The sequence below is a fragment of the Flavobacterium xizangense genome, assembly GCF_054075145.1.
This window is the reverse complement of sequence record NZ_JBSIPG010000009.1, coordinates 65,624-89,442: the sequence shown is the minus strand read 5'-3', so window position 1 is coordinate 89,442 and position 23,819 is coordinate 65,624. Positions and strand designations below refer to the sequence as shown.

Here is a 23,819-nt window from a genome sequence, read left to right as displayed (position 1 = left end):
CAATTAATCAAAAATAGTAGAAATGAAAAAAATATACTTGTGCTGTCTCTTCATAATTCCCCTTATGATGAATGCACAAACTGATATTGACGCGCTTATGATGAATAAAAATAATTTTTGTTTTGGGGCGGTCTATCAATATAGCAGTTGGGACAAATACTGGGAAGGAACTTTTAAAAGAGAAAATCGTAATCTTGGAACGGTATCTGCTCAAGGCCCTGCTTTTATGGGAGATTATGGAATATTAGACAAGCTGAATTTTCTTGTCAGCCTTCCTTATGTTGAAACCAAGGCTACAGCAGGAACGATGAAAGGTCAAAAAGGAATGCAGGATTTAACAATGACTTTGAAATACATGCCAATGAAAAAGAAAATTGGTTCAGTTACTTATTCTGTATTGGCTTTAGCAAGTTATTCACTTCCTACCTCAGATTATGTGGCTGATTATTTGCCACTAAGTATCGGGATGCGCAGCAATACTGGAACATTTAGATTAATGGGAGATGTGCAGTATCAGCATTTTTTTGCCACTTTTTCTGCGGCTTATCTTAAAAGAGGGAACATCACAATTGATCGAAATTCTTATTTGGACGATGAAATTCATTATACTAATGAAGTAAATATGCCCGATGTTATAAATGTCAATTTAAGATTAGGATACCGTTCTTCAAGATTAATTGCAGAAGCTGTTCTCGATAATTCGGTTACACAATCGGGAGGTTTTGATATTACAAAAAACAACATGCCTTTCCCAAGTAATACGATGAATGCTTTCAAATTAGGTTTAAATGGAAAATACACGGTTATAAAACAACCTGAATTAGCAATTGTAGGCGGCTATAACGTAGTGACAGAAGGCAGAAATGTTGGCGAAGCAACTTCATTCTACGGAGGCATTTTCTATCTGATTAATTTTAATAAAAAAAGCAAATAAGATGAAAAATAGTATTCAAAAAATAGTCTTAAAAAGTCTGGTTCTTTTAATTTTTGTAACAGGACTACTATATTCCTGCGATGATGATATTACAGAGCGTAATGAGGAATTTCCACAATTGAATCCTAAAAATACAGATGCAGATGCGGGCAGCTGGAAAACATATCTTTTAACTGCGCCTGATGAATTCTCAATAGATGTACCTGTAGCGACAAATTCAGCTGCCTATACAAGGGAAATTAATGAAATTAAGAGTTTTCAGGTTAGTATCACCAAAGAACAAAAAAGCATTATAGAATACTGGAGTGCAGGAAGTGTACTGCGTTGGAATGAAATTTTGAGAACATTGGTTGCGAGACATAATCGTCCGCCATATCAAAATGAAGACGGAACTTATCCAGCTCCTTCAGCAGCAAATCCATTTGCTTATCCTCAATTTCCATTTTCTAATCCTCCTTATGCTGCGAGAGCTTATGCTTATGTAAGTGCTGCGCAATACGATGCGCTTATTGCTGCCTGGCATTACAAAAAACTTTATAACAGAGCAGCACCTTACACTGTTGATCCAAGTTTGCAGGTTTTAGTTCCTAAAAGCACCTTGCCATCTTATCCTTCAGAAGATGCTGTCGTAACGGGAGTTACTGTTGAACTCTTAAAATTATTATTTCCAACTGAAATCGCTTACGTAAATGAAAAAGCGGAAGAAGAAAAACTATACCGTATTATCAGTGGCGCCAATGTTCGTTCTGATGTTGATGCCGGAATAGTTTTAGGAAGAAAGGTTGCGACCAAATTTATAACTCGTGCTTCAACTGACGGTGCCGGAGCAGCTATTGGCACACCTGCAATTTGGGCAGCGTTAGAATCGCAAACTGCAGCAACGGGAGAAATTCCATGGAAATCATTAGAAATACCTGCAAGACCTCCAATGTTGCCGTTATTCGGAAAAGTAAAATCATTTTTGATGACAGAGGCAGATGTTGTGGCAAATCGTCCGCCAGCGCCGCCTTCAACAAAATCTGAAGCTTTTGCTAAAGAATTAGCCGAGATAAAAATGTTTAGTCAGGACAAGTCTCGTGAACATTTGCAAATTGTAAGTTTCTGGGCCGATGGAGTAGATACTTATACACCTCCTGGGCATTGGAACGTCATTGCTTCTGAAACTTTTGTACAGCAATCGTATAGTGAAGTTCGTTGGGCACGAAATTTAGCCTTATTGAATGTTGCCATGATGGATGCTGCGATTAGTTGTTGGGACGCTAAATACGCCTATTTCAATCCGCGTCCTTGTCAAATGGATCCTTCAATTAAAACAACTACCGGAGTTCCTAATTTCCCGGCTTATGTTTCTGGACATTCGACTTTTAGTGCTGCTGCCTGTACAGTTTTATCGCATTTCGTTCCCGCGAAAAAAACAGAATATGAAGCAATGGCTTTAGAAGCATCAAACTCAAGAATGTATGCCGCCATTCATTACAGAAGTGATTGCGAAAAAGGATTATCACTGGGTAAAAAAGTGGCTGGTTTTGCTGTTTCAAGAGCTACGACTGACGGAGCTGAATAATTGAAAAGTAAATAATTGATCGTACAATAGAAATTATTGTTTCTAATTTTAAACCTGACACGTGTAAAAACGTGTCAGGTTTTTTATATTTAGTCGCATAAATAAAGGCCAGGCGATATAGAATGCTCCATAGTGAATTATAAACTTATTGCAGTTCCGTTCCTCTTCTCTCTTTTAGATCGGTTTCAATCTGAATTTCCATTTTTTTATCGATTACGTAGTAGCATAATAAAACGGCACTTATAATGAATATAAAGCCCGGATAAATGCTTACTGAAAGTTTAATTCCTTCTACTGCTGCTGGTACCTGATTGATTTCTTCTGCAACATAGCCATATTTAGACAAAAAAGCGGCTCCTAATGCGCCACCAATACTGATTCCTATTTTTAGCCCTAATAACATGGCCGAAAAAACAGTAGCAGTTGCTCTTCGATTGTTTTTCCATTCGCTATAATCAGCCACATCAGCAATCATAGCCCACAATAAAGGAATTGTTATACCGTAAAGAAAGCCATGAACTAATTGTGTAATAAAAACCATTTTAATAGCAGTTCTGCTGTAAAAATTAAAAAGCAGCAAGCTAATTGCAGATAAGAAAATAAAAGCGATATAGATATTTCTCTTACCAAATAAATCTGCTAGCGATTTTGAGAAAATAATGCCTATAATCATAAAAATAATTCCTCCCGCATTAAAAAGACTAAACGCTGAAGTTGGAACATCTGTTGGCCACTGAAAATCTACAAATCCCATATTTATTAAAAAAATATTCAGTTTTTCGATGAATGAAGTAAAACCAATATCATTCAGAAAAACGGTTTGAGCAGTAGGATCCAGGTAATATTTAAAGTAAAAAACATACATTCCGCCTTTTAATGAAAGGGTTATAAATACTAAAATTGTAACCAGTACCATAACCAGCCAAGGTCCGTTTTTGCACAAATCCAAGAAATCCTGCTTCACAGATGATTCCTGGTTTTTTGATGGTATGATTCTTTCTTTGGTTGTAAAAAAAGTAATCAGCAGACAAATTGTGCCAATAATGGCAAATAAAATCATGGTATTTTTAAAACCAACCGCTTTATCGCCGTGCCCAAATATCAACACTAATGGCAATAAAAGGGACTGAATTACAAATTGAGCAATCAATACGGCGACAAAACGATAAGAAGAAAGGCTGTTTCTTTCTTTCATATCACCCGTTAAAACGCCACTTAAGGCGACATAAGGCAAATTGTTGGCGGAGTAAATCAGTACAAGGAAAAAGTAAGTCAATAAAGTGTAGACAATCTTACCGGTTTCAGAAAAATTTGGCGTTAAAAAAGTAAGAACAGAACCAATTCCAAAAGGCAATGCGGTCCATAAAATCCAGGGTCTGAATTTTCCCCAATGACTTTGAGTACGATCAGCAATAATACCCATTATGATATTAAAAAATGCACCAATAAAACCGCCAATAAATATGATAATACTTGCAGTTCCGGCAGGAATCTTATAAACATCGGTATAAAAGAAAGCTAAAAAGGTAAGCAATGTTTGAAAAATCAAATTCGCCGCAAAATCCCCCAAACCGTATCCTATTTTTTCTATTACAGAAAGTTTTTCAGATGTTTTACTAATACTTATGTATTGTTTTTTGTTTCTATCTGTGAATTGGTTTATAGTTAAAATAGTACTGAGTTTTCTCATCTGTCAAAAAATTTCCCTTCTTTATAATTTGAATAAAATAGTATCTGTAAAAATAGCTTGAAAGTTGAAATAAGTTTGTCACTTTTGAAGCCTTTAATAGAACATTTGAAGCATTCTTTTGTTTCGATAAATCTTTTAAATATAAATTGCTATTTTCGCTTCATAAGTTTTCAAAAGCTTCTAAAATTCAAATCATTATACTCACTTTTTTATTTTATTTTTTATGCGCATTCTACACCGTTTACTAATTGTTTGCTGCTTTTTTTTAAGTTGCAATAAAAAACAGGATGATAAAGAATATCATAAATATACGAATGATTTGGTCAATGAAACAAGCCCGTATCTTTTGCAGCACGCACACAATCCTGTAAATTGGAAAGCGTGGAATAAGGAAGCTTTAGATCTCGCAAAAGCAGAAAATAAACTTATTATAATTTCAGTAGGATATTCTTCTTGTCACTGGTGTCATGTAATGGAAAAAGAAAGTTTTGAAAACGATTCTGTTGCCAAATTAATGAATGACAATTTCATCAGCATAAAAGTAGATAGGGAAGAACGTCCTGACATTGATCAGATTTATATGAATGCCGTACAATTGATGACAGGCGAAGGCGGATGGCCGTTAAATTGTATTGCGCTTCCAGATGGCCGACCTATTTTTGGCGGTACTTATTTTACAAAAGAACAATGGATAAAAGCTTTAACGGAGATTTCTAATTTATATAAGAAAGATCCAAGCAAGGCGAGTGAGTATGCTGATAAATTAGTAAATGGAATTAAAAAATCACAGTTAGTTGCAATCAATAATAATGAAGCCAATTTTAATAAAGCTGAAATTTTAGCGGCTGTAAAATTATGGAAAGAACATTTAGATTTTAAAGATGGAGGTTTAGTTGGTCAAACCAAATTTCCAATGCCAGCTTCTTTGCAATTTTTGCTACGTTACAGTGTTCAGAATAAGGATAAATCCATTCAGAATTTTGTTGACAATACACTTACAAAAATGTCTGATGGCGGAATGTATGATGCTATTGGAGGAGGATTTTCCAGATATTCTGTAGATGCAAAATGGCACATTCCGCATTTTGAAAAAATGCTGTACGATAATGCGCAATTGGTAAGTTTATATTCGGATGCTTATCTGGTTTCAAAAAATGAAAACTATAAAAAAACAGTTTACGAAACACTGAATTTTGTAGAAAAAGAACTTATGGCTTCAAACGGAGCTTTTTATTCTTCTATAGATGCTGATAGTAAGAACAAAGAGAAAAAACTGGAAGAAGGTGCTTATTATGTCTGGGATAAGAAAGAATTACAACTTTTATTAAAATCAGATTATCCGCTTTTTCAGCAGTACTATAATATTAATGAAATGGGTCTATGGGAAAACGGAAAGTATGTTTTGTATAAAACGCAAGCAGATAAAGATTTTGCAATCAAAAATAAATTGACACTGGCAGAACTAAATTCTAAAATAAAAAACTGGAAACAAATACTTTTATCAGCAAGAAACTTAAGATCCAGACCACATGTAGATAATAAAACATTAACTTCATGGAACGCTTTAATGTTAAAAGGCTATGTTGTTGCTTATAAGGTTTTTAAAAATCAACATTATAAAGAAATCGCTTTAAAAAGTGCCAACTTTATTGTTGACAACCAATTACAAAAAGATGGAAGTTTGAATCATAGTTATAAAGAAGGCAAAAGCAGTATTTCTGGTTTTTCAGAGGATTATGCTAGTGTTGTAGATGCTTTTATTGCGCTTTATCAAATTACGCTTGACGAGAAATGGCTCAACAAATCCAAGCAATTAACGGATTATGCAATGAAGCATTTTCAGGATAAAAATTCAGGTCTTTTTTACTTTACTTCTAATACTTCGACAGGCTTGATTACAAGAAAAATAGAAGTTGTAGACAATGTCATTCCGAGTTCGAATTCGATTCTTGCTCATAATTTATTTCTCTTAGGACATTATTATTCTGATGATACTTACGTGAAAACTGCCCGACGTATGCTGAATAATGTAAAAGCCAACACTTTGGACTCGCCTATGGAATATTACAATTGGTTAGATTTAATGCTGAATTATACTGATAATTATTTTGAAGTGGCTATTTCAGGAAGAGATGCCATGGTGAAAACGAATCAACTTCAAAGTTATTATTTGCCTAATATTTTGATTGCCGGATCCACAAAAGAGAGTAGGCTTCCTTTATTAGAAAATCGTTTTGATGAAAATGAAACTTACATTTATATATGTTTAAACAAAGCCTGTAAAAAACCTGAAGTAGATGTTGTAACGGCGGTTAGTAAAATCAATAGCAATATTCAGTAAATAATATTTAAATGTTTCTGATTAATAGGGTTTTACTAGAAAAATACTGGTGATTTCTTTTTACGACTTATTCAAAGAATATTTAATAAGGGTTGTAAATCTGTAAATTTTTTTATCAAAGCCAAAGGTAAAATGTAGATATTGTATTTTTTTAGTATAAAAAAGATAGACATTGTTTTTTTAAGCTGATTTTTTTATCAAAAATTAATATTTTTTATAACACAACCGGTTGTGTATTGAATAATTTTTTTATATTTGTAATAAATACACTTATTCAGAACACCAAATATTATCTTCAGTTTTAAAGCGAATAAATCGTCGCATGTTAAAAATATTGGATAGCAATACATCGAATAAGAAAACTAAGTTCAGTTTATAATTAAAGTTATAAATATTTTACTGTGAGCCAGTTAAATATTGAAACATAAAAAATGGTTTAAAAGTTGGTGGTGGGGTTATAAGTGTTATTTTACAGAATTTGTTTATAACTAAGTGCCTGTTAGTTTTTAAATCGTAAAGCCGGAAGCTTGATCCCTTTCGGCTTTTTCATTCTTCAACAACTAAACTATTTATAACGTGATTAATCGAAGAAAATAATAATAAAAAGAATTATTTAGAATCATGAAAATAAAAATTATTGTTCTGCTTTTCATTTTCTTAGTTTTTTCTCAAGTCTGGTCTCAAAATATACTTTTAAAGTCACCAAATAACAAAATAGTGGCTGCAATGCAAGCTGTTGGCTCGAATGTCAAAGGGGAGTGGTATTTAAAAGTGTCTCACAAAACGGATGCTCATACAATGAATATAATTTCAAAGATAAACTTAGGACTTTCAAGAAGTGATCAGGATTTTTCAAAAGAACTTCGGTTTTTAAAAGTATCGAAGCAAAAAGGCATCAAAGTGCATTATGAACTTCCATTTGGTAAGAAATCGGTACGTGAAAACGAAGCCAATGAAATAGTTGTTTCTTTTGAAAATCCCAGCAAGGCAAAGCTGAATCTTATTATTAGAGTGTATAATGATGGCATTACCTTTCGATATGAATTTCCAGAAAAAAAAGGTTCTTATATAATTAATGATGAATTAACTGCTTATCAAATACCAAAAGAAAGTAAGCGATGGTTAGAAAAATGGAATCCGGCAAATGAAGGACTTTATGATTCGAGCAGTGATGATAAAATACCCCAGCGAGAATGGTGTTATCCGGCGCTATTTAATTCACCGGATAAATCATGCTGGTTTCTGTTACATGAAGCGGATTTAAACCGCAGTTATTGCGGAACAAAATTGAGCAATATAAAAGATATCGATACATACAAACTTACATTTCCCGATCAACAAGATGGTAGAGGCACTGGCGAATCAAAGCCCAAAATTTCACTTCCGTGGAAGTCACCTTGGAGGGTAATTACTATTGGAGGTTTAGCCGATATTGTCGAAAGTACTTTAATCGAGGATGTATCGATTCCAACTGCTTTTAAAACTACTGATTGGATAAAGCCTGGAAAAGTTTCCTGGAATTATTGGTCCAATAATCATGGAACTAAAGATTATAAAATCGTTTGCGAGTTTACTGATTTAGCAGTAAACATGAATTGGCCATATACGCTTTTGGACTGGGAATGGGATACGATGACGAATGGTGGAAATTTAGAAGATGCTTTAAAATATATTGATTCAAAAGGTATAAAACCATGGATGTGGTATAACTCAGGAGGCGATCATACATGGGTGCCTTCGACCCCAAAAGATAGAATGCTGACGCATAAAAATAGAATTGAAGAATTTACAAAACTTAAAAAAATAGGTGTAGCTGGAGTAAAAGTTGATTTTTTTGAAAGTGAAAAACAGGACATGATCAACTATTATTTGGATATTTTGGAAGACGCAGCTCAATTTGAAATGATGGTTTATTTTCATGGCTGTATTGTGCCACGCGGCTGGTCGCGAACTTATCCAAATTTAATGACTTACGAAGCTGTACGCGGGGCTGAATGGTACAACAATGGCCCAGAATTTTCGACCACAGCACCAGAGCACAATACCATTTTACCTTTTACAAGAAATGTTGTAGGAGCAATGGATTATACGCCCGTTACTTTCACAAATTCTCAATTTCCGCATCATACTTCTTACGGGCATGAGTTGGCGCTTTCAGTCATTTTTGAATCTCCTTTGCAGCATTTGGCAGACCGGCCTGAAGGATATTATTCACTGCCTGATGAAGCGAAAAATTTCTTAAAAGAAGTTCCCACAACTTGGGATACTACCAAATTAATAGATGGCTACCCGGGTAAAGATGTGACAATAGCACGCAAAAAAGCAGACGCTTGGTATCTTGGAGGAATTAGTGCATCTGACCGTGAGGAAATTACTAAAAAAATCAAGCTTGACTTTTTAAGTGCCGGGGTTAAATATCGAGCCGTTGTTATTGCCGATGGCATTCATGATAAAGCATTTATGTCGCAAGTTTTGGAAGTAAATAAAGACAGTACTATTGAGGTAAAATTACTGCGAAGAGGAGGCTTTGCAATTTCATTGACTCCAATTGATCACTAGTTTAAAATTAATAAACATTGCATGCATTAACTATAAAACCAAACCAAAAAAAACTACAATGAGAAACCAAACCAAAATTTTATTTGCGCTATTTTGTTGTCTGTCGGCAATAAAAATGGAAGCCCAAAATCCTATCATCAACGATATTTTCACTGCTGATCCGGCACCAATTGTACATAAAGGTACATTGTATTTATATACAGGACATGATGTAGCAACGGAGCAGGACACAAATTACAAAATGGCCGATTGGCACGTATTTTCTACAACCAACATGAAAGACTGGAAAGATCATGGAGCATTGCTTTCACCCAGCACATTTTCCTGGGCTACGGGCGATGCTTATGCAGCGCAATGTATCGAGAGAAATGGAAAGTTTTACTGGTTTGTCTCTACATTTCATAAAAAAGATGATGTAAGCGGTGGCGGTGCCGCAATTGGCGTAGCCGTTTCAGACAGTCCTACAGGTCCTTTTAAGGATGCAATTGGAAAAGCGCTTATAATAAATGAAATGACAACAGACATGAAGTATGCCTGGGATGACATCGATCCAACTGTATTTGTTGATGATGATGGACAAGCGTATTTGTTTTGGGGTAATGGCAGTTGTAAATGGGTAAAACTTAAAAAGAATATGACAGAAGTAGAGGGAGCCATTACTACTTTCAAACCTAAAAATTATATCGAAGGCCCTTGGGTTTACAAAAGAAAAGGACTTTACTATCTGGTATATGCTAGTGCAGGCACAAAACCAGAAATGATAGAATACTGCACCGCTAAAAAAATAACAGGTCCATGGACTTACCAAGGAATCATTCAGGAAAATGTACCCAATAGTTTTACCACACATCCGGGCATTATTGACTATAAAGGCAAATCCTATTTTTTCTATCATAACGGAAGCTTGCCAACTGGCGGTAGCTATAGACGCTCAATTTGCGTCGATTATATGCATTATAATAAAGATGGTACCATTCAGAAAATAATACAAACTACTGAAGGGGTAAAGGAAATCAAGTAAAAGTATCTCAATTTAATTTTTATGAAATGAAAAAAAGAATTAGCATCATTTTTACCTTCTTTATTTTAATTAGTCAGACGGTTGTTTTTTCACAAGAGAAAAAGGCTAAAAATCCAATTGTTCTTGCCGATGTACCTGATATTTCAATAATTAGAGTGGGGAAAAATTATTACATGAGTAGCACTACGATGCACATGAGTCCGGGTTTGCCTATTATGAAATCTACAGATCTGGTCAATTGGAAACTGATTAATTATGCCTATGATGTTTTGGCAGATGTGCCGGAATTAAATTTAACTGAAGGAAAAAGCACCTATGGAAGAGGTTCATGGGCAAGCAGTTTGCGTTTCCATAATGGGACTTATTATGTTACAACTTTCGCGCAAACCACTGGTGAAACTTATATTTTTAAGACGAATGATATAGAAAAAGGAAATTGGCAAAAAGTTTCTTTTCAACCAGCTTATCACGATCACTCTCTTTTTTTTGATGACGATGGAAAAGCGTATTTGATTTATGGAACGGGTCAAATTAAATTAGTTGAACTAAACGATGAATTAACCGGAATCAAACAAAATGTTCCGGAAAAAATTATCATAGAAAATGCCAGTGAACCCGCTGGAAATAATATCATGCTCCAAGCTGAGGGTTCGCAATTATTCAAAATTAAAGGGAAATATTATTTATTTAATATCTGTTGGCCGAAAGACGGAATACGAACCGTAGTTATACATAAAGCAGATCATATTACCGGTCCTTGGGAAGGAAAAATTGGTTTACAGGACTTAGGTGTTGCACAAGGCGGCCTGATCGATACTCCTGACGGACGCTGGTTTTCTTATCTCTTCCGCGATTTTGGTGCTGTTGGGCGAATTCCATATTTGGTTCCCGTAAAATGGGAAAAAGACTGGCCAGTATTAGGTGAAAACAATAAAGTTTCTGAAAATTTAGATTTACCAGCCAGTAAAGGTTTGATTCCGAATTTAGTAGCTTCTGATGAATTCGATAGGAAGAAAGGACAAGAAATTTTTCCATTAGTTTGGCAATGGAATCATAATCCGGATAATTCCCTTTGGTCTTTAAAAGAAAGAAAAGGTTACTTGCGTCTTAAGACGGGAAGAATTGACAACGATTTTCTTTTAGCCAGAAATACACTTACACAACGCACAATCGGGCCAACGAGCAAAGCTTCTGTTTTATTGGATGTTTCACAAATGAAAGATGGCGATTTCGCCGGATTGAGTGTTTTACAAAAAGAGTATGGTTTAGTAGGAGTAAAAGTTGAAAATGGGCAAAAGGTAATCGTAATGGTTAGCGCTCAAAATGATAATACTATTGAAAAAGAGCAAATTCCATTGAAACAAAATCAGGTTTATTTCAAAATTGATTGTGATTTCACGAATAAAAAAGATGAGGCAAACTTCTTCTACAGTTTAGATGGAAAAGATTGGAATCGGATAGGTGAAACATTAAAAATGAAATATACGCTGCCTCATTTTATGGGCTATCGTTTTGGCTTGTTTAATTATGCAACAAAAAATAGTGGCGGATATGCAGATTTTGACTGGTTTAGAATTAACTATTAAAATAAAAAAGAATCATGATTATAGATAAAAATTTCACAAGCGAATCCTTGGTTCGACTTCACTTTTTAGTATTGTTTTTGGGATTGATTTTACCAGTTTTGGTTATTAGTCAAAATAAAAAGAAGGAAGGTAAAGCGGAGTCCAAAACACCTCAATATCGTAATCTTTTTAAGGAAGCAGGTTATAACCAAAATGATATTGATAAAAAATTAGCAAAAGCCTATTATGATGTTTTTGAAGGGCCAAATAAAGTTTATTTTGAAGAAGGCGATTCTTTAGGATATGTTTCGGATATTAAAAATAAAGATGCCCGCACCGAAGGAATGTCTTACGGAATGATGATTGCCGTTCAGCTGAATAAAAAAGAAGTTTTTGACCGAATCTGGAGATGGTCTGTAAAATACATGCAACATCAGGAAGGTCCAAGAGAAGGTTATTTTGCATGGAGTGTAAATCCTGAAACTAAAAAACAAAATTCGGCTGGCTCTGCTTCAGATGGAGAATTATATTATATCACAAGCCTGCTCTTTGCTTCAAATAAATGGGGTAACAGTACAGGAATAGATTATTATAAACAAGCCAGAAGAATATTGGATAATATGTGGAAAAAAGACGGCAGTAATAATGTCCATAATATTATAAATACCGAGCACAAGCAAATTTCATTCGTGCCCGAAGGCGGTGGTTATAATTGGACAGATCCTTCTTATCATGTTCCTGCATTTTTCGAAATATGGGCATTGTATGCGAAAGATGGCCACGAGCAATTTTATAAGGAATGTGCTGCTGTTTCTCGTGAATTTTTGCACAAAGTAACTCATCCTGTAACGGGCTTAAATTCAGATTATACTGAGTTTACCGGAGAACCTCATCCTACACCTTGGATGCCACCTGGATTTCGATATGATTCCTGGCGCGTTCCCATGAATATTGCAATGGATTATAGCTGGTACGGAAAAGATAAAAAATGGCAGGAAGAGTATGCTTCAAAATTTCAAAATTTCCTAAGATCGAAAGGGTTGGATATTTATGAAGATCAATTTAATCTGGATGGTTCTAGACCCGATTTTATTCTGCAGGCTGGTCCGGTCAAAAAACTCAGACATTCTATTGGATTAGTTGGAACTGCAGCAACTGCATCATTAGTTAATAAAGATAAAAGAAGTATCGATTTTGTTCATGCCGTTTGGAATGCCAAACTGGAACCTTATGAAGATGGTTACTTTGATCCTTATTATGATGGGCTAATGTATCTGTTTAGTTTAATGCATCTTAGCGGAAATTATAAAATTATTGCCCCATCAGTTAAATAACTTTTAAACTTAAAAAATAAAAATATGAAACAGTATGTAATTTTTATGTTGCTATTTATTTTGTCAGCAGGAGCAGGTTTTTCACAAACAAACCAAACTTCAATTATCGAAGATTTTAAACCTTCAACAGTTAATCAGCCCGGGCAGGAATATCCACAAGTAAATTCTCAGGGATATGCACGTTTTCAAATTTTAGCTCCAGAAGCCAAATCTGTTGTGGTAAGTCTTGGATTGGGCGGAGCAAAAGGAGGTACTCCACTTATAAAAGCGGACGATGGCTTTTGGAGAGGTACTACTTCCGGAGCAATGGATGAAGGATTTCACTATTATCATGTAACTATCGATGGAGGAGTTTTTAACGATCCGGGAGCACTAAACTTTTATGGTTCAACCCGATGGGAAAGTGGGATTGAAATACCGGCCCATGATCAGGACTTTTATGCATTGAAAAATGTCCCTCACGGAAATGTACAGCAAATTCTTTTCCCATCAAAAAGTACCAACACGTCACGCAGAGCTTTTGTGTACACACCACCATCTTATCATAAAGATAAAAATAAGAGTTATCCTGTTTTGTATTTACAGCATGGCTGGGGAGAAGACGAAACGGCTTGGAGTAATCAGGGACACGTTAATTCAATCATGGATAATTTAATTGCAGAAGGTAAAATTAAACCATTCATTATTGTAATGACTTACGGAATGACAAATGAAATTAAATATGGTGGGCTGGCAAGTTTTAAAATAGAACCATTTCAAACGGTTCTTGTAGAAGAATTAATTCCGTATGTTGATTCAAATTTCCGTACACTCGCCACTCCGGCTAATCGTGCCATGGGGGGCTTATCAATGGGAGGCATGGAAACAAAAATGATAACACTTAATAAGCCTGAAGTTTTTTCTCACTATGCACTGCTTAGTGGAGGAATTTATAAGTCTGAAGACATTAAAGATAAATCAAAAGTTAAACTTGTTTTTTTAAGTTGTGGAAGTAAAGAAAACCCTGACGGTATTAAAAACGCGGTATCAAATCTTAAAAATACGGGCTTTAATGCTGTTTCCTATATTTCAGAAAATACAGGTCATGAATTTCAAACCTGGCGCCGAAGCTTCAAAGAATTGGCACCACTTTTATTTAAAGAGTAGCGATTTTGAGGATTACTAATCTGTTCATCAAATTTACAGTATCTGGCGATGAATTGTACTAGCCCCAAAACATGACAAATAAACAATTCATCAGTCCAGGTACTTGTTTTGGCTTTAATAATTAAATATAAAATTATGCGTAAACTTAATAGTATAGTAGTGGTAATTTTCAATGAATCTTTATTGAAAAAAGTAATTATATTTTTTTGTTTGTTTAGTCTTGCAAACAAGTCATTTTCTCAGAATTTATTAGTAAACGAAAAAGAATATTTCGAAACTCTGGGCCTGAATGTCTGGGTTTTTAATAACGAATACAACGGAATGTTTTTTGACGAAAAAACGGCCGGAATAGAATTTATCCATCATGGTGTCAGAACGGTAACCGGCGGAGCTATCAGACTTCAAAACACACCAGAACAATGGGACTTGATTCCAAAAATGACGAGTCGAAAAGTAGACAAAGCAAATAATACCATTGAAGTTACACTACGATATGAAGAATTTGATTTTGATTCCAAAATAATAGTGACTTCAAAAGGAAAAGGTTTTATAATCACTGTTTTATTGGATAAACCTGTTCCAAAGAAATTAGAAGGAAGAGCAGGATTTAACATGGAATTTTTGCCTTCCTCTTACGTCGAAAGTAATTATCTGGTTGATGGAAGAGCGGAAACATTTCCGAGATATCCTGCAGGAAATACTGAAATTCAACCTTTATCTCAAAAAATACCTCAATTTGCGGGACATACCACATTTGACGATCGTGGAAGAAATGAATTTATAGTGACACAACCACTGGCATCGGGTAAAAATTTGATTTTTGCTCCTGAAAATCCTGAGCATAAGGTAAAAATCCAATCCGAAGATCAGGAAGTTTTACTTTTTGATGGAAGAAATATTGGGCAGAATGGCTGGTTTATTGCGCGAAGTATTCTTCCTTCAAATAAAACAGGAAAAGTGTTGACTTGGTATGTAGAACCGAATGCAATTCCTAACTGGAAAAGAGAACCTGTAATTGGATTTTCGCAAGTAGGATATATGCCAAACCAAAACAAAGTGGCCGTTATTGAATTGGATAAAAATGATAAAGCATTAAGCAACGCATCACTATTTAAGCTTGGCGAAGATGGAAAATTTACTGAAAAACTAAAAGGCGATGTCAAAATTTGGGGAAGTTATCTAAGATATAATTATGCTCAATTTGATTTTAGTACTGTTAAAGAAAAAGGACTTTATTATATTCAGTACGGCGACCAAAAAACAAATACTTTTCAGATTGAAGATGATATTTACTCGAAAATATGGTATCCAACTATGGATGTTTGGTTTCCTGTTCAAATGGATCACATGGAAGTAAATGAGGCGTACAGAGTTTGGCACGGAAAACCATTTTTAGACGATTGCCTTCAGGCACCAATCAATCATGAACATTTTGATGGTTATAAACAAGGTCCTACAACAGACACTAAATACAAATCTTTAGAACGTATTCCGGGAATGTCCGTAGGAGGTTGGTTTGATGCCGGTGATTTTGATATTCAAACTTTTTCGCATGTTAGTGTTATCAATAGTTTTGTAGAATCATGGGAAGCTTTCAAACTAAAAAGAGACGAAACCTATATTGATCAAAAAACACAGTTTGTAGATATTCACCGCCCTGATGGGCAACCTGATTTATTACAGCAAATAGAACACGGCGTATTGAATCTTGTGGCACAAGTCGAGAATATTGGCCATCCGGTTAGAGGAATTGTTGTGCCTAATTTGCATCAGTATCATCATTTGGGCGATGCTTCTACAGAGACAGATAATCTTCCTTATAATTCATCTCTTAAACCTTATGAGTCAAATGGCGTTTCCAGTGGTACGCTTGATGACAGATGGGCATTTACCAACCGAACTTCATTTCTTGATTTTAGAACAGCAGGAGCTTTAGCGGCAGCCAGCAGGGCTTTAAAAGGATATAATGATGCACTTTCTGCAAAATGTTTGTCTCTAGCTATAAAGCTGACCAACGAGGCAACCGAAATAGAAAAAAAGGCAAAACCAGACAATAGCCCAATGTCAAGATGGGGTAAAGGAAGTGATATGATTGCAATACTACAACTTTATCTAAGCACAAAAGAGGAGCAATATAAAAAAGGCTTTTTAGATAGAATTTGGAAAGCATTGGACGATAATTTAGAATTTAATATGAATTCGGCTCTATTAGCTGTGCCTTATATGGATGATAATTATAAACAAAAATTACGTGGCTATGTAGTGAAGTATAAAGAAAAAACGGAGAAAGAAAATGCCGAAAACCCTTATAGTGTGCCGATAGCAAAAAGAGGCTGGGGCGGTACTTCGCAAGTTATCAATTGGGCAAGTACAAATTATTACATTCATAAAATTTATCCGGATATAATGAATAAGGAATATGTGTATCAAGGATTGAATTACATTTTTGGCTGTCACCCTTATTCTAATTTATCTTTTGTGAATGCAGTGGGAAACAAATCCAAAAAAGTAGCTTATGGAGGTAACAGAGCTGACTTTACAACTATTGCGGGAGGAGTAGTGCCGGGACTTATTTTTCTTAAACCAGATTATTTAGAGAATAAAGACGACTGGCCATTTTTTTGGGGCGAAAATGAATGTATTATTGATGGTGGAGCGTGGTATGTTTTTCTTGCGAATGCTGTAAATGATTTGGCTAAAGAAAAATAACAAACTTAAATTAAACTAAATATGAAACAATTTCTAAATATTGCCATTATAATTTTCAGCTTGTGCTTCGAATCAGGCTGGAGTCAGGAAACACAAATTGTTGAAGATTTTAAAACATCATCAGTTAATCAGCAGGATAAACAATTCCCTCAGGTTAATTCACAACGACGTGTACGTGCTAGTATCGCTGCGCCAAATGCTAATAAAGTGCAACTCGATATTGGCGGTGTGAAATATGATATGCGAAAAGACGCCAATGGAGTCTGGACAGGAGAATCCAATCCGCAAGATGAAGGATTTCATTATTATCAATTAAACATTGATGGCGCTTCAGTTCCAGATCCTGGGAGTTTGTATTTTTATGGTGCGGGAAGGTGGGGTAGTGGCATAGAAATTCCAGCCAGGGATCAGGATTTTTTTGCCCTGAAAAATGTGCCTCATGGTTTGGTAAGCGAAAATATTTACTTTTCAAAATTGACAAATTCTTTTAGACGATGTTTTGTCTACACACCTTCTGGTTACAATGAAAGTTCAAAAACACGTTTTCCTGTGCTTTATTTACAACACGGAAGTTTTGAAGACGAAACAGGTTGGTCTGCGCAGGGCAAAGCAAATTTGATTTTAGATAATCTGATTGCGTCAAAGCAGGCAACTCCAATGATTATTGTTATGGATAATGGCTATGCTTATAAACCACAAAGCAATGAATTAAAGGATAAAAAAGAACGTCCGGAATCCATTTTTGAAGAAGTGCTTATTGGCGAAGTTATTCCGATGATCGATTCTAAGTTTCGTACAATCGCCGATCGAGAACATAGAGCTATTGCAGGTCTTTCGATGGGTGCCAATCAAACAATGAGAATTATGATGAATCATTTGGATACTTTTTCATATTACGGAGGATTTAGCGGTACAGCTAATTATCCAAGTGTAGATCCAATTGACGCTTCAGTTTTTTTAGAAGGAAAGTATAAAGACGGCAATGCGCTTAATAAAAAAATAAAACTTTTTTGGCTAGGATTAGGAACCAAGGAGCCAAATCCCTTTCCTAAATCAATTGGAGCATTTAAAACTATGCTAGACCAACAGCGAATCAAATATGTTTATTATGAATCCTCAGAAACTGCTCACGAATGGCTAACATGGCGCAGATGTTTATATCAGTTTGCTTCTAAGTTGTTCAAATAGTATTAGAGTAATTAAGAAAAAAAGGGATAAATTTTTAGACGATTATTGCTAAAGATTTATCCCTTTGTTTTTGCGTAAATTTAATTTCCAAAATGCTTTTGAACCGCCAAAACTAAAAACATGAAATCTGTAGATCCGCCTCCCATAACATATTCGGTTTGTTGCCAAAAGTAGGGCCATTTTTTAAGTTCGGGTAAGTTTGGTCTAATAAGCGCCGTGCCTGAAGTAACTCCGCCAGGAATATAAGACCAATCTGCGCGATTCATACCATACGCTACCAATACTGAATTAGATCCAATTCCCGAAGCAAAAGAAGCTGTATTATTACCCGGATGAACTCCAAGTATGAAATTTAAAGCGTTACTGTATACTTCATAGTTGGCAAACTCTGGCCATGATTTCGAAAAATAATATTGCTGTACACCAAACTCCTGCAAAGTCCATCCAGCTCCCCAAATATTAGGCGTATAAGGAACTCCGTACGGAGAATCTTTAAGGGAATTGTTTTTGGTTTTTACACTCCATTTTTGTGCCTCAGAATTCAACTTGTCAAGGAAGGATTTCTCTTTAATAAGATGTTTTATTCTTCCAACTCTCCATCCTAAATTTTCGAAATCTTTTAAAACATCTCCTTGTAAATCGATAATTTGATTAATGTAGTTTGCTTCGTTAGTGGCCTGCGCCAATTCAACAAGCAATGTTATTTTACTTTCCGCTCTTTTTGATTTTGCAAAAGATGTTTTATATAATGCCTTGGATGTTTCCAGACATTCTCTAGCTAATTTTGGATTACTGTTTTTTAAAACCCTATACGAAGCTGCAAGTCCGGCCGCGACATACAATTCCCGATCAGGATTGTCTTCGGTAAAAACCCATCTATCATCATCTTTACCATTTGGATTTGCAGTCCATTTGTTATCAGTAACTCCTCCAAAATCTCCAAGAAGTACATATTGTTTTAAATCATTAGTAATAATTCCTCGATACAAACGTCCCATAGAACGATAACCTGCCAATATAGACGCCAGTCCGTGTTCCATTTGCTGTAATGCATCAGATTTGCCATCGGGCTGGTGAATTTCAACAATTCTTTTATCTATATCAATACTTGTTGCATCATAAGATTCAATATTAAACTCCTCTAACATGAGTGCCAGATTCCATACCGTTCCTATTTGAGATTCTACTCTTAAGTCATCATCTCCGGCATCGTGCCATCCGCCTTGGTTTAAATTCGGAACAACTTTATTCGATTTATATTTTGTAAGTGTTGAGGGCCCCTGAACATAGCCATCAAAATGGTTAAGATTAACTGGAGCCATCTGAGCATCATCTAAATGACAGAAGTTATGCCAAATCCGATACTTTTCATTTACCCTCACATGACACATTTGCACAGGTAAAAAGTATTCCAGAACAGGCTGCCAAACATTTCGATCATATAATTTTTTGCTTATTTGAAAAGGAGAAGTTTCATTTCCTCTATAACTTAACGTATACATTCCTTCTTCTTTTACTTCAGAAAAATCTATTTGGTAATAGTTATATCTTAAAAAATCTCCCCATTTTTTAGGCTTTATGGTTTTGATATTTTTCTTGCCAGATTCATCATGTTTTATCAAAATTAATTCAGATGGTTCGGTATCATTTGGATCCGTTTCCAAAATAGCTACTTTTGATTGTGTTGGATAATAACCCACTTGTGAAACCTGAACTACCGGTTTGTAAGTCCAATTTGGAATAACATTGGGAGAAACGGTAATATCGATAACTCTTTTTCCGGATTTTGCAGCAATAGGAGCGCGAATGATAAACCATCCGTTATTATGATTAATTCTTCCGTCCCATAATGCAATATCTTCTAAATTAGACTGAATACTTACTCTTGACAAATCGCTTTCTGGAGCAATTGTAATTTTCTTTCCTTTACAAAGCGGTATTCCCAGGTTTTGCCCATCAATTTGTGGTTGAACAGGTCCATAAGGAGAATGCGTGAAAATGCCAAAATTTCCATCACAGATATAAGATTTCCCAAATAAATCACCGGGAAACAATTCAATATTAAAACCAATTTTACTTAACCATTTTGCATCAACTTCATTTTCTAAATCAACGGTTATCCGAAAATTATTCCCTTCTGTAGGCGTTACGTTTACTTTATATTTCAACTTTAAATCTGGATAATCTATTGGATTAAAACCTACATGATTTTTAGTATCATCCGGATAGGATAAGGATTGTGAAATTGTTTGTGTTGCAGGATCTATTTTCTTCTCTACTTCTTTTGGTACTGGAGACCATTGTCCAGGTGAAATTTCTAAGCGCAAATCTCCATTTGCCATAACGCGTTCACCATGTTGAATCATTGTCACACCGGTTTGATGGCCGTCGGGATAAATATCATCAAAAACGGTTACCTCTAATCCCCGGGCAGAAAAATACCCCTTAGGGTGGAGTTTTAAATTATTTTGTGCCTCCATTTTTATTTGTAGCAGCGTTGCTAGTAACACAAAAACAAGAAGAGCTTTGTTTTTCATTATTTTTTTAGGTATTTCGGTTAATATTCTAAAATGAATTGTAGATAGGTTAATGTTAATTAATTGAATAATCAAATAAAACCATTAAGCTCATAAATGTAGTTTTATGCTAATAATCTGAATAACAAAATTGAAGCGTAATATAGAAGAATTGATGCGCTTTTAATCTTTTAATAATTTCCGGTGTATTTTCCCTGATTCCATATTTAATGTATTATCTACAATTTATTTTTTATCATATTAATTTTACCCAAAATAGTATTATACACATTCTGTTGATCGTAAGAATCATAAAATTATAAGCTTTCATTGTTAAAACTTAAAAGTTTAATTTTATCTTTACAATCACATACGCACTTCTTACTTGTCATAACAAAATAATCCTTCCTAATTATTTTGGCAAGTCACTTGTTTAAGAAGGTATTTTCGAAACTCACTTTCATTTACATAAACTTATAATTTCATGTATCAAACTGTAAAATATATTTTGCTGCTTTTTTTAGCATCATTAACTTTAATTTCCTGCAAACAAAAACTGAGCGACAAAATAAAAGTTGGATTTTCTCAGGCTATGACTACAGATGATTGGCGTAAACAAATGAACAGCTCAATGAAGATTGAAGCTTCATTAAGGCCTGAGGTCGATTTAACTATAAAAGACGCCAATAACAATATCGAGAGGCAAATAGAAGATATTGAAGGATTCATTTCTAAGAAAGTTGATGTTATTATTGTATCTCCAATTCAATCTAAACCTTTGACCGCAGTTGTGGAAAAATCAATAAAAGCAGGAATTCCTGTTCTTGTTGTAGATCGAAAAATTGAGGGAGAAAGCTATACTGCTTATCTTGGAGCTGATAATATCGAAATTGGCAGAATTGCTGCCCGATATATAATATCGCACAGTAAAGGTTCTGGCAAAATCATTGAAATAACAGGAGCAAACGGTTCTTCACCAGCATATGAACGCAGTCTTGGATTTGATCAGATTATTAAAGAAAATAAGCGTTTTAAGATCGAAAACACTATAAATGGCGATTGGGAAAAAGAGTCAGTCAAAGTGCCCTTAAAAGCAATTCTTTTGCAAAATCATGACATCGAATATATTTTTGCTCATAATGATCGTATGGCTTTAAGTGCCTGGGAAACTGCCAAAACTGTTGGATTAGAAAAGAAAATCAAATTTATTGGTGTTGACGGACTCAATACAGTAAATGGGGGGATAGAATTGGTAAAAAGTGGAGTTTTAGACGGTACAATACTATATCCGACAGGAGGAAATGAAGCGTTGAAATTGGCTTTAAAAATGTACAATAAAGAAGCAATTGCAAAAAATAATATTCTAAATACAATTGTAATAGATAAGAATAATGCTGAAATTATCGAAAATCAAATGGATAAAGTCGATCAACAGCAAACAGTTATTGAGTCACAACAGGGAGCTATAAAGGTTCAGGAAAGAGAATATGCTTCGCAGAATAACTTGGTTCGGTTGCTCAGTTTTTTCTTAGTGATTATTTTGAGTTTGACGATTTATAGTATTTATTCAACTATTTCTATTTCAAGAAAGAAAAAACAGCTTGAAAGAATTAATCAAACCGTAATTGATCAGAATAATGAAATTCAGGAAATGGCTCAAATTGCTCAAAGAAGCAACGAAGCAAAATTGAATTTCTTTACTGGACTTTCGCATGAATTTAAAACACCCATAACGCTTATTATGAGTTATGTAGAGTCGTTGATTGAAAATGAAAAAATTAAAGGTACAGCACTGATTGACGAAGTAAAACTAATTCATAAAAACTCAAATCGATTGCTCAGATTAATAAATCAATTGTTGGATTTCAGGAAGATTGAAGAACAAAAATTTGCACTTAGAGCTTCCAATACAAAAATTTACGATTTCACAAATGAAGTCATGGCTAATTTTAAAGGCGAAGCTGCCCGAAGAAATATTGATTTTCAGCTTACTTGCAAAAATAAAAACTTGGAATTGTTTATCGATAGAGGATTGATGGATAAAGTGTATTTCAATTTGCTTTCTAATGCCTTTAAATTTACACCCGATAACGGAAAAATCAGCATTTCAATTATCGACAATCAAGATAATACAGTTAAAATCAGTTTTAAAGATTCTGGAATCGGAATACCCGAAAATGAATTATCGAATGTTTTTAATCCTTTTTTCAGGGCTTCAAATAATAATAAAAACAGTTCGGGAATTGGACTTCATCTCTCAAAAGAGTTTGTACTCTTACATCAGGGAACGATAGAATTGAAATCAAAACAGGGAAGCGAATTTGTAATTACCTTATTGAAAGGAGTAAGCCATTTACAGCCTTCTGAAATTATAAATAAAGCTGAGAAACTAAATGAAACACCAAGTTTAATTACAGATAATCTTGATATAGAATCTGATTTGAATGAGAAAAATGTAATTTCTGAATCTGAAAAACATACACTTTTGGTTATAGAAGACAATATAGATTTGGTTTCATTTTTAAAAGCTAAATTATCTAATGAATATGTCATTTATACTTCTGACGGAAGCGATGCTATTGAAAAAGCAATGGAAATTGTTCCTGATATTATCATCTGTGACATTAATTTGGTAGACAAAGACGGTTACGAAATCAGTAAAGAATTGAAAAAAGATTTGCGTTCGTCACATATTCCTATTATTATTTTAACAGCGCAGAGCAATAAAGAATCAGTTTTAAAAGGATTGCAAAGTGGAGTAGATCAGTATCTAACGAAGCCTTTTAGCCTGTCTATTTTAAAACAATCTATATCAAGTCTGCTTTTCAACAGAGAGAAACTTCGTTATTACTATACTAATAATATTTATCGTGTTGAACCGGAGTCGAAATTTGGCAATCAGGAACAATCCTTTATTACCAAAATGAATGACATTATTAAGAAAAACGTCGAAAATCCCAAATTCTCTGTTGAAGATTTAGCCGATAAACTCGGAGTTTCGAGAGTTCAGTTGTATCGAAAAGTAAAAGCAATTATAGGAATTAATATCAGTGACCATATCAATAATGTAAAATTGGAGAAGGCGGCAGAGCTTTTAAAGTCAAATAATATGAATATTTCTGAAATTGCGTACTCACTTGGTTTCTCTTCTCCCAACTATTTTTCTACAGCTTTTAAGAATAAATTTGGAATTTCACCAAAGGAATACAAATCTTCCATTTAATATTGGTTTAAAATTGATACAATTTAGGT

General features: G+C 34.5%; 13 protein-coding genes. 11 read left to right on the top strand and 2 right to left on the bottom strand.

What is annotated here, in order from left to right:
* Positions 1-22: 22 nt before the first annotated feature.
* Positions 23-934: a hypothetical protein gene (locus tag ACWA1B_RS17625; protein WP_456909159.1), complete on the top strand. Its 912-nt coding sequence runs from the start codon at positions 23-25 to the stop codon at positions 932-934.
* 1 nt (position 935) lies between these two features.
* On the top strand, positions 936-2,498 hold the full coding sequence (locus ACWA1B_RS17620; RefSeq protein WP_456909157.1) for a vanadium-dependent haloperoxidase: 1,563 nt from the start codon (positions 936-938) through the stop codon (positions 2,496-2,498).
* 145 nt (positions 2,499-2,643) lie between these two features.
* On the opposite strand, the gene ACWA1B_RS17615 is transcribed toward ACWA1B_RS17620, so the two are convergent.
* A complete protein-coding gene (locus ACWA1B_RS17615) occupies positions 2,644-4,188 on the bottom strand; it encodes an MFS transporter (protein ID WP_456909155.1) in 1,545 nt (514 codons plus the stop codon).
* Between the two features lie 223 nt (positions 4,189-4,411).
* Here ACWA1B_RS17615 and ACWA1B_RS17610 point away from each other — a divergent pair, with 223 nt between their 5' ends.
* The 8 genes from ACWA1B_RS17610 (at position 4,412) to ACWA1B_RS17575 (ending at position 18,051) form a co-directional block, all read left to right on the top strand.
* Complete coding sequence (locus tag ACWA1B_RS17610; protein ID WP_456909153.1) at positions 4,412-6,529, top strand: thioredoxin domain-containing protein; 2,118 nt, start codon at positions 4,412-4,414, stop codon at positions 6,527-6,529.
* A 621-nt stretch (positions 6,530-7,150) separates the two neighbouring features.
* Positions 7,151-9,088, top strand: a complete 1,938-nt coding sequence (locus ACWA1B_RS17605) for a glycoside hydrolase family 97 protein (protein ID WP_456909151.1) — start codon at positions 7,151-7,153, stop codon at positions 9,086-9,088.
* Between the two features lie 58 nt (positions 9,089-9,146).
* Complete coding sequence (locus tag ACWA1B_RS17600) at positions 9,147-10,109, top strand: glycoside hydrolase family 43 protein (RefSeq protein WP_456909149.1); 963 nt, start codon at positions 9,147-9,149, stop codon at positions 10,107-10,109.
* A gap of 26 nt (positions 10,110-10,135) precedes the next feature.
* On the top strand, positions 10,136-11,695 hold the full coding sequence (locus ACWA1B_RS17595) for a glycoside hydrolase family 43 protein (protein WP_456909147.1): 1,560 nt from the start codon (positions 10,136-10,138) through the stop codon (positions 11,693-11,695).
* A 14-nt stretch (positions 11,696-11,709) separates the two neighbouring features.
* Entirely contained in the window at positions 11,710-13,008 is a 1,299-nt protein-coding gene (locus tag ACWA1B_RS17590) for a glycosyl hydrolase family 8 (RefSeq protein ID WP_456909145.1), read from the top strand.
* Positions 13,009-13,032: 24 nt separating this feature from the next.
* Positions 13,033-14,154 carry an alpha/beta hydrolase-fold protein gene (locus ACWA1B_RS17585; RefSeq protein ID WP_456909143.1) on the top strand — a complete coding sequence of 374 codons (1,122 nt, stop codon included), beginning with the start codon at positions 13,033-13,035 and terminating at the stop codon, positions 14,152-14,154.
* A 135-nt stretch (positions 14,155-14,289) separates the two neighbouring features.
* A complete protein-coding gene (locus ACWA1B_RS17580; RefSeq protein ID WP_456909141.1) occupies positions 14,290-16,863 on the top strand; it encodes a glycoside hydrolase family 9 protein in 2,574 nt (857 codons plus the stop codon).
* 21 nt (positions 16,864-16,884) lie between these two features.
* Complete coding sequence (locus tag ACWA1B_RS17575) at positions 16,885-18,051, top strand: alpha/beta hydrolase-fold protein (RefSeq protein WP_456909139.1); 1,167 nt, start codon at positions 16,885-16,887, stop codon at positions 18,049-18,051.
* An 80-nt stretch (positions 18,052-18,131) separates the two neighbouring features.
* Here ACWA1B_RS17575 and ACWA1B_RS17570 read toward each other — a convergent pair whose 3' ends face one another.
* Positions 18,132-20,588, bottom strand: coding sequence for a glycoside hydrolase family 9 protein (locus ACWA1B_RS17570; RefSeq protein ID WP_456909137.1), 2,457 nt, complete (start codon positions 20,586-20,588; stop codon positions 18,132-18,134).
* A gap of 463 nt (positions 20,589-21,051) precedes the next feature.
* On the opposite strand from ACWA1B_RS17570, the gene ACWA1B_RS17565 reads away from it, so the two are divergent.
* Complete coding sequence (locus ACWA1B_RS17565; RefSeq protein ID WP_456909135.1) at positions 21,052-23,790, top strand: substrate-binding domain-containing protein; 2,739 nt, start codon at positions 21,052-21,054, stop codon at positions 23,788-23,790.
* The last annotated feature ends 29 nt before the right edge of the window (positions 23,791-23,819 follow it).